Annotated in this window: 8 protein-coding genes; 5 read left to right on the top strand and 3 right to left on the bottom strand. The window is 40.4% G+C overall.

From position 1 onward, the window contains the following. Positions 1 to 294 precede the first annotated feature (294 nt). The 4 genes from HWQ37_RS33465 to HWQ37_RS33450 all read left to right on the top strand — a co-directional run bounded on the left by HWQ37_RS33465 (position 295) and on the right by HWQ37_RS33450 (position 4,859). Positions 295 to 1,281: a 2-dehydropantoate 2-reductase gene (locus HWQ37_RS33465; RefSeq protein WP_292755560.1), complete on the top strand. Its 987-nt coding sequence runs from the start codon at positions 295 to 297 to the stop codon at positions 1,279 to 1,281. Positions 1,282 to 1,357: 76 nt separating this feature from the next. Further along, positions 1,358 to 2,551: a Fic family protein gene (locus HWQ37_RS33460; protein WP_292755558.1), complete on the top strand. Its 1,194-nt coding sequence runs from the start codon at positions 1,358 to 1,360 to the stop codon at positions 2,549 to 2,551. A 96-nt stretch (positions 2,552 to 2,647) separates the two neighbouring features. Then, positions 2,648 to 4,132 carry an ABC transporter permease subunit gene (locus HWQ37_RS33455; protein WP_292755556.1) on the top strand — a complete coding sequence of 495 codons (1,485 nt, stop codon included), beginning with the start codon at positions 2,648 to 2,650 and terminating at the stop codon, positions 4,130 to 4,132. Continuing rightward, complete coding sequence (locus HWQ37_RS33450) at positions 4,125 to 4,859, top strand: amino acid ABC transporter ATP-binding protein (protein ID WP_292755554.1); 735 nt, start codon at positions 4,125 to 4,127, stop codon at positions 4,857 to 4,859. The genes HWQ37_RS33455 and HWQ37_RS33450 overlap by 8 nt, the downstream gene beginning before the upstream one ends. On the opposite strand, the gene HWQ37_RS33445 is transcribed toward HWQ37_RS33450, so the two are convergent. Continuing rightward, a complete protein-coding gene (locus HWQ37_RS33445) occupies positions 4,856 to 5,344 on the bottom strand; it encodes an NUDIX domain-containing protein (RefSeq protein WP_292755552.1) in 489 nt (162 codons plus the stop codon). The two genes, HWQ37_RS33450 and HWQ37_RS33445, sit on opposite strands and share 4 nt — an antisense overlap. Positions 5,345 to 5,434: 90 nt before the next feature. Here HWQ37_RS33445 and HWQ37_RS33440 point away from each other — a divergent pair, with 90 nt between their 5' ends. Further along, positions 5,435 to 6,022: an NADPH-dependent FMN reductase gene (locus tag HWQ37_RS33440; RefSeq protein ID WP_292755550.1), complete on the top strand. Its 588-nt coding sequence runs from the start codon at positions 5,435 to 5,437 to the stop codon at positions 6,020 to 6,022. Here the strand turns inward: HWQ37_RS33440 and HWQ37_RS33435 are convergent. Beyond that, complete coding sequence (locus HWQ37_RS33435; RefSeq protein WP_292755548.1) at positions 6,019 to 6,390, bottom strand: sulfite exporter TauE/SafE family protein; 372 nt, start codon at positions 6,388 to 6,390, stop codon at positions 6,019 to 6,021. The two genes, HWQ37_RS33440 and HWQ37_RS33435, sit on opposite strands and share 4 nt — an antisense overlap. Positions 6,391 to 6,413: 23 nt before the next feature. Continuing rightward, on the bottom strand, positions 6,414 to 6,634 hold a 221-nt coding region (locus HWQ37_RS33430; protein ID WP_292755545.1), incomplete at its 5' end, for an acetamidase/formamidase family protein.

The raw sequence follows: 6,634 nt of genomic DNA, 5'->3' as shown, positions 1-6,634 counted from the left end.
GCTCGTAGCTGCTTCAAAATCTGTTCATCAAGATTTATTAGAAGCCATGCAAAGCTTCAAGAGTAATGAGTGCTGAGTAATGAGTAATGAGTAAAGTAGTAGGGAGCATCTTAGTACAGCTTTGCATTAATTCGTAACGGTTTTAAACGCATAGGCGCTTCTCTACGAGACGCTACGCGAACGCCTTCCCGCAGGGTAGGAACGCTGAGGGAAGCGCAGAGGTACGCAGAGGAATTCGCTATGAACTTACGAAATTGTGTACTTAGTCTTCCAAAAATCATATTTTTTGACAAAATGAAAATTTGTATTGTTGGCGCGGGTGCGATTGGTGGATATTTAGGGGCAAAACTGGCATTGGCTGGTGAAGAGGTGACGCTGATTGCGCGTGGTTCTCATTTGGAGGCGATTCAAAAAAATGGGCTGAAGTTGTTGATGGCAGACGCTTCTAGTCAAATTGCTACTCCATCTTTGGTAACTAGCGATATTCAGTCAGCAGGGACACAGGATGCAGTAATTTTAACTGTGAAGGCTCACAGTGTAGCTGCGATCGCACCTCTTCTCCCTACACTCTACAATCCTCACACAATGGTGGTGACAGCCCAAAATGGCGTTCCTTGGTGGTACTTTCACAAGTATGGCGGTGAATATGAAGGTACGCGGATTCAATCTGTAGATCCAGATGGGATTATTGAAGCTAGTATCGGTGCTGAACGCGCCATCGGTTGTGTAGTTTACCCGGCAACTGAGATAATTGAACCAGGTGTAATTAAACATATTGAAGGCGATCGCTTTACTCTCGGTGAAATCGACGGTAGTAAAAGCGATCGCATCCAATTATTGGCACAGACTTTAAAACAGGCAGGATTTAAAGCACCGATCCGCAATCAAATTCGCACGGAAATTTGGATCAAGTTGTGGGGAAATGTGGCCTTTAATCCCATCAGTGCCTTAACTGGTGCGACTCTAGAGGATATTTGCCGCTATCCCCTCACCCGTGAACTAGCGCGGCAAATGATGAGTGAAACTCAAGCGATCGCCGAAAATTTGGGTATTAAGTTTGGTATTAGTTTAGAACAGCGAATTAATGGCGCAGAAAATGTTGGCGCTCATAAAACCTCAATGCTACAAGATATTGAAGCTGGACGCGCTACGGAGATAGACGCGATCGTGGGCGCGGTGGGAGAATTGGGAAAACTAACTCAAATTCCCACACCTTATATTGATGCTATTTATGCCAGCATTAAGTTACTGGAGGCAACCAAACAAAAAAGTCTAGTTTAAATATATTGAGTCTGAAATTATATCATGTAAAAACACAAAAAAATTCTTATTACTGATAATAAGGGTATTTGATAACATGGAGAAAAAATTGTCTCTTGTGAATGAAATCGATAATATGATTGATACCGATAGAGCAGGTAGATACATAGAACAGCTTAGTGGATACAAAGCTTTTATACCTAATCCTTTACCGCCTATACCCAAATTATGTATTGATGATGAAATGTTAGAACTTTTATCACAAGCAGATAGAGCATTAGGTCGTTTAGATGGATCAACAGATGCTTTACCGAATCCCGACTTATTCGTGTTTATGTATGTTCGTAAAGAGGCAGTGTTGTCAAGTCAGATAGAAGGAACACAAGCTTCTTTGATAGATGTCCTTGAGTTTGAATCCCGTACAGTGGAACCAGACAACCCGCAAGATGTAACCGAAGTTGTCAACTATATTGCAGCAATTAATCACGGACTCGAAAGATTAGAGAATAATTTTCCTTTATCATTACGATTGATCCGTGAAATTCATAAAGAATTATTGAGAGAAGGTCGAGGTTCTGAAAAGGGTTCAGGAGAATTTCGCCGCAGCCAAAATTGGATTGGTGAGGGAAAATGTAATTTAAAGGAAGCTACTTATGTTCCACCTCCACCTCATGATATGCAAGAAGCTTTAAGTAATTTTGAGAAGTTTTTACATGACTCTGCTCCAATGCCAGCTTTAATTAAAATTGGATTAGCTCATGCTCAGTTTGAGACAATTCACCCTTTTGAAGACGGCAATGGAAGAACAGGACGCTTACTAATTACTCTATTATTATGTGAAAAAAATATATTAAAACGTCCTCTGCTGTATATATCTTATTACTTCAAAAAATACCGTTTGCAATATTACAATCATCTCCAATCTATCAGGGATAATGGGGACTGGGAAAGCTGGCTTAAGTTTTTTCTAAAAGGTGTATATGAAGTTTCCCAGGAAGCATCTACTGTTGCTCGTCAAATAGTTAATTTAAAAGAAGATCATCGTAAAATAGTAATGGAACAAATGGGAAATCGGAAGGCAGGAAATGCTATAGCTTTACTCGAAAAACTCTATTATAAACCAGTTTTTAATATAGAAATGGCTCAAGAATTTACCCAATTATCATACACTAACGCTAACATTTTAGTTAGAGAATTATGTAATATAGGAATCGTGAAAGAAGTTACTGGAAATAAACGTAACCGAGCTTTTATTTATGAACCATACCTATCTATTTTTAAGGAGTCTTAACAACAAAGCAAGTGCAGATTCAAAAGCTTCTATACAAAACTTATAGCTACACTAAAATCTTTTGATAGCTATGGAATTTATATAATTATCAAATTTATGAAAAAAAAAGCATGGCTATCAACAATACTAGTTGTAGCAGTAGCAATCAGCATTATCATCGGACATAGTAATTCTCTAAAAGCTGCCTCATCTTTAGGTAAAGACACGCTGACAATGATTACTTCCCCAGATTATCCCCCTTATGAGTTTTATGATACTAAAGGAGGCGAGCGCCAAATCGTTGGCTTTGATATAGATATTGCCAAAACCCTTGCTGAAAAATTAGGGTTTAAACTCCAAATAATGGAATCGGATTTTAATGGCTTAATTCCTGCACTCCAAGCAAATCGCGCTGACTTTGTAATGGCTGGGATGACACCGACTCCAGAACGTAAAAAAAATATTGATTTTTCAATTATTTATTACGAAGCCAAAGATACGATTGTCGCTCCTAAAGGTAGTAACCTAAAACAACCCCAAGACTTATCAGGAAAAAAAGTTGGCGTACAACTAGGAACAATACAAGAACAAAACGCCCAGAAAATTGCTAAAAAAGTTGCAGGTATTCAGTTAAAGCAACTCAACAAAGTGCCGGAAGTAGTTCAAGAAATCAAATCTGGGCGAATTGATGCAGCAATTGTTGAGGATACCGTTGCGAAAGGATTTGCCCAAGCTAACCCAGATTTAGAATTTAATACAATTCCCTCAGAAGAAGCAAGTGGATCGGCGATCGCTTTTCCCAAAGGTTCTTCTTTTGTAGAACCGTTTAACAAAGTCCTTCAACAAATGAAGGATAATGGCACATTGAATAAACTTGTCGCCAAATGGTTTTCACAAAATGTTACCGCCACTCCTGCATCTTCAACTACTACCAAAGGCGGATTAAATCTCGACTTCACCAGAATTCTTCCTGACATTCCCTTTATTCTCCGGGGAATCCCGTTAACTTTGTTGTTCACCCTATTATCTGTATCATTGGGGTTAATTTGGGGAACAATCCTATCTCTATTAAAAATCCTCGGCATCAAGCCGCTTACCTGGGTTGCTAACGCCTACACCTCTGTTTTTCGAGGCACACCTTTGTTATTACAGTTGGCATTAGTTTACTACGCAACACCTCAGCTTACAGGCTATGACATTTCAGCATTAGAAGCTGGGGTGCTAACTTTTACGCTGAATTCTGGCGCTTATATGTCGGAAACCATCAGGGGTGGAATTCAGGCGGTGGATAAAGGACAAAGTGAAGCGGCGATGTCTATGGGTGTTCCCTATTGGTTGATGATGTGGGATGTGATTTTGCCCCAAGCATTAAAGAATATTCTCCCTGCATTGGTAAATGAAACTATCGGATTGCTGAAAGATTCGGCGCTGGTGTCAACAATTGGGGTAGTGGAAATATTACGCAGCGCCCAAATTGTTGGTGCAAATAAGTATATTTATTTTGAACCACTGCTATTTGCAGGGTTAATCTACTATGTTTTGGTAATGGGTATGACCTTGGGTGCATCCGCTTTAGAAAGGAGGTTGCGGGAAAGTGAGTAATGTAGTGATTCGCACGGAATTCTTATCTAAATCCTTTGGCAAACTTGACGTACTCAAAGATATTTCCACTGAGTTTTATCAGGGCGAAGTGGTTGCTATATTAGGCCCTTCTGGTTCAGGTAAGTCTACATTTTTGCGATGCATGAACTTGTTAGAACAACCCACCAGAGGCAGAATCTACTTTCACGAACAAGAAATTACCAATCCCAAGGTAAACATCGCTAAAGTACGCCAGCATTTGGTGATGGTATTTCAGCATTTTAATTTGTTTCCCCACATGAATGTGCTGCAAAATGTCACCTACGCACCCATCAAGGTGAAAGGAATAAACAAGCAAAAAGCCGAAGAACAGGGCTTAGAATTGCTTGCTAAGGTCGGTTTAGAACCAAAAGCAAATGTATATCCATCCAAACTATCGGGAGGACAGAAACAGCGAGTAGCGATCGCTCGGGCATTAGCAATGGAACCAGAGATGATTTTATTTGATGAACCCACCTCTGCACTAGATCCCGAAATGGTCAAAGATGTGCTGGAAGTGATGAAAGCTTTAGCCCTATCGGGAATGACAATGGCGATCGTTACCCATGAGATGGGGTTTGCTAGAGTTGTTGCCAATCGGATTATGTTCCTCGACCAGGGTATTTTAGCAGAAGATGCTACTCCTGGCGAGTTTTTCCAAAATCCTAAGTGCGATCGCGCCAAGCAATTCTTAGAAAAAATGCTTTAGAACATGAGAAATTCGCCGCTTTTTTTGTATTCTTGAAACTTTTCCAAAACTGGGCGATCGTTTGGCATTAACGTAGGTAAGTTAGCCAAATCGAAAAATTCCAGCGCCAGCGATTCTCCATCTAAGCAAGCGAGACTACCTGACCATTCCACAGCTCGCAAAATTAAAATGAAATTTTGGACGCGATCGCCATTAGGATAAGTGACAGCTTCAAAGGCTGGGTTAGAAGAAAATCCCACAGCTGCAAAACGCTTAACTGTTAAACCAGTTTCTTCAAAAACCTCTCGTGCTGAACATTCTTCAGCAGATTCGCCGACTTCAGGACAGCCGCCAGGTAGCCCCCAAAGTTTAAAATCACTCCGCTTTTGCAACAAAACACGCCCCAAATTATCTTCAATAATCACACGTGTACCAAATAATAGAAGTATGCGATCGCCTAAAATTTGTCGTAACTTGCCAAGATAAGAGTCAGACCAATTTGCCATAACCAGAAAATTTGTAAAGAAAATCTAAAGGTAGCAAATAGCGATCGCCTGAAAACAGGATAATGCAGCTGAAGTGTTCAACCTCTAACTATGGCATCTACACCTAAAATCCTCGCCTTTGCTGGCAGCACCCGGATTGATTCTTACAACAAAAAATTGGTAAAAATCGCGGCGACTGGCGCTAAGACAGCAGGGGCAGAAGTGACTTATCTAGACCTCCGTGATTTGCCTTTACCTCTGTTTGATGAAGATTTGGAAGCTGAAGAAGGTCTACCAGCCAACGCCCGCACTCTCAAGGATTTGCTGATTTCTCATCAAGGATTGCTGATTGCTTCGCCGGAATATAACAGTTCCCTCACAGCAGTTCTAAAGAACGCCATTGACTGGGCATCCCGTCCAGCCCCAAATGAAGCATCGTTGGCTGCTTTTGCAGGTAAGGTTGCTACCATTATGAGCGCTTCCCCAGGCGCTCTTGGTGGTTTGCGCGGTTTGGTTCACCTGCGGTCTATTTTGGGAAACATCAAAGTTTTGGTACTTCCTGACCAAATAGCTGTACCCAAAGCTTACGAAGCCTTCAATCCTGATGGCACGTTAAAAGATTCTAAACAGCAAGAATCTATTGAGCAATTGGGCGATGGCTTAACAAAAATATTGCTGAAGCTTAATTCAACTCTTTAATTTGACAGTAAATAACGAATACCTATTATTAACACAAAGATCCCATACAGCTTTTTCATTAATTCGCTACTAATAAACGGCTGATTTGCAAACAATGCCCCAAAGAAGTTACCCACGATTAAACCAACTGCAATAATCAGGGCATATTTGATATTAAGATTACCGTTGCGATGGTAAACTAAGGCTGCTAAAATGCCGATTGGCAAAATTTGAGCAGCCACAGAAGTTCCTGTCGCTAACTTCTGATCCAAACCAATTACTAATACCATTGCCGGAATCATAATTGCACCACCACCGATACCAAACATCCCGCCAGCAATCCCAGAAACTAAACCAATTAACAACAATTGGATAAAGATATTAGACATAAAGAATGTTGCTAGATTGCAAATTATAAATTAATTTTATTGTCAAAAATTGATTTAGGTAACATTCCATGCACACCTTTTTGGGGACTATTGACAACTTGAGTGATGTGAAAATTCACAGCTAAACTACACAATACATAAGCATCTTCTGACGACAAATTGGCGAAGCTTTCCAGAAAAGCGATCGTATTTTTTAAAGCCAGTTCTAAAGCTTCATCTAAGGTTTGAGCAAAACCCATTGTGA

It is taken from the genome of Nostoc sp. NMS4 (genome assembly GCF_017115095.1).
Lineage (GTDB): Bacteria > Cyanobacteriota > Cyanobacteriia > Cyanobacteriales > Nostocaceae > Nostoc.
Note: the sequence above shows the minus strand (reverse complement) of the source record. Positions and strands in the feature narration are given on the sequence as shown.

Excerpts from the sequence above, each read along its gene's own strand:
- HWQ37_RS33435 (WP_292755548.1), bottom strand. The coding sequence starts at position 6,390 with ATGTCTAATATCTTTATCCAATTGTTGTTAATTGGTTTAGTTTCTGGG.
- HWQ37_RS33440 (WP_292755550.1), top strand. The coding sequence starts at position 5,435 with ATGGCATCTACACCTAAAATCCTCGCCTTTGCTGGCAGCACCCGGATT.
- HWQ37_RS33460 (WP_292755558.1), top strand. The coding sequence starts at position 1,358 with ATGGAGAAAAAATTGTCTCTTGTGAATGAAATCGATAATATGATTGAT.
- HWQ37_RS33445 (WP_292755552.1), bottom strand. The coding sequence starts at position 5,344 with ATGGCAAATTGGTCTGACTCTTATCTTGGCAAGTTACGACAAATTTTA.
- HWQ37_RS33455 (WP_292755556.1), top strand. The coding sequence starts at position 2,648 with ATGAAAAAAAAAGCATGGCTATCAACAATACTAGTTGTAGCAGTAGCA.
- HWQ37_RS33465 (WP_292755560.1), top strand. The coding sequence starts at position 295 with ATGAAAATTTGTATTGTTGGCGCGGGTGCGATTGGTGGATATTTAGGG.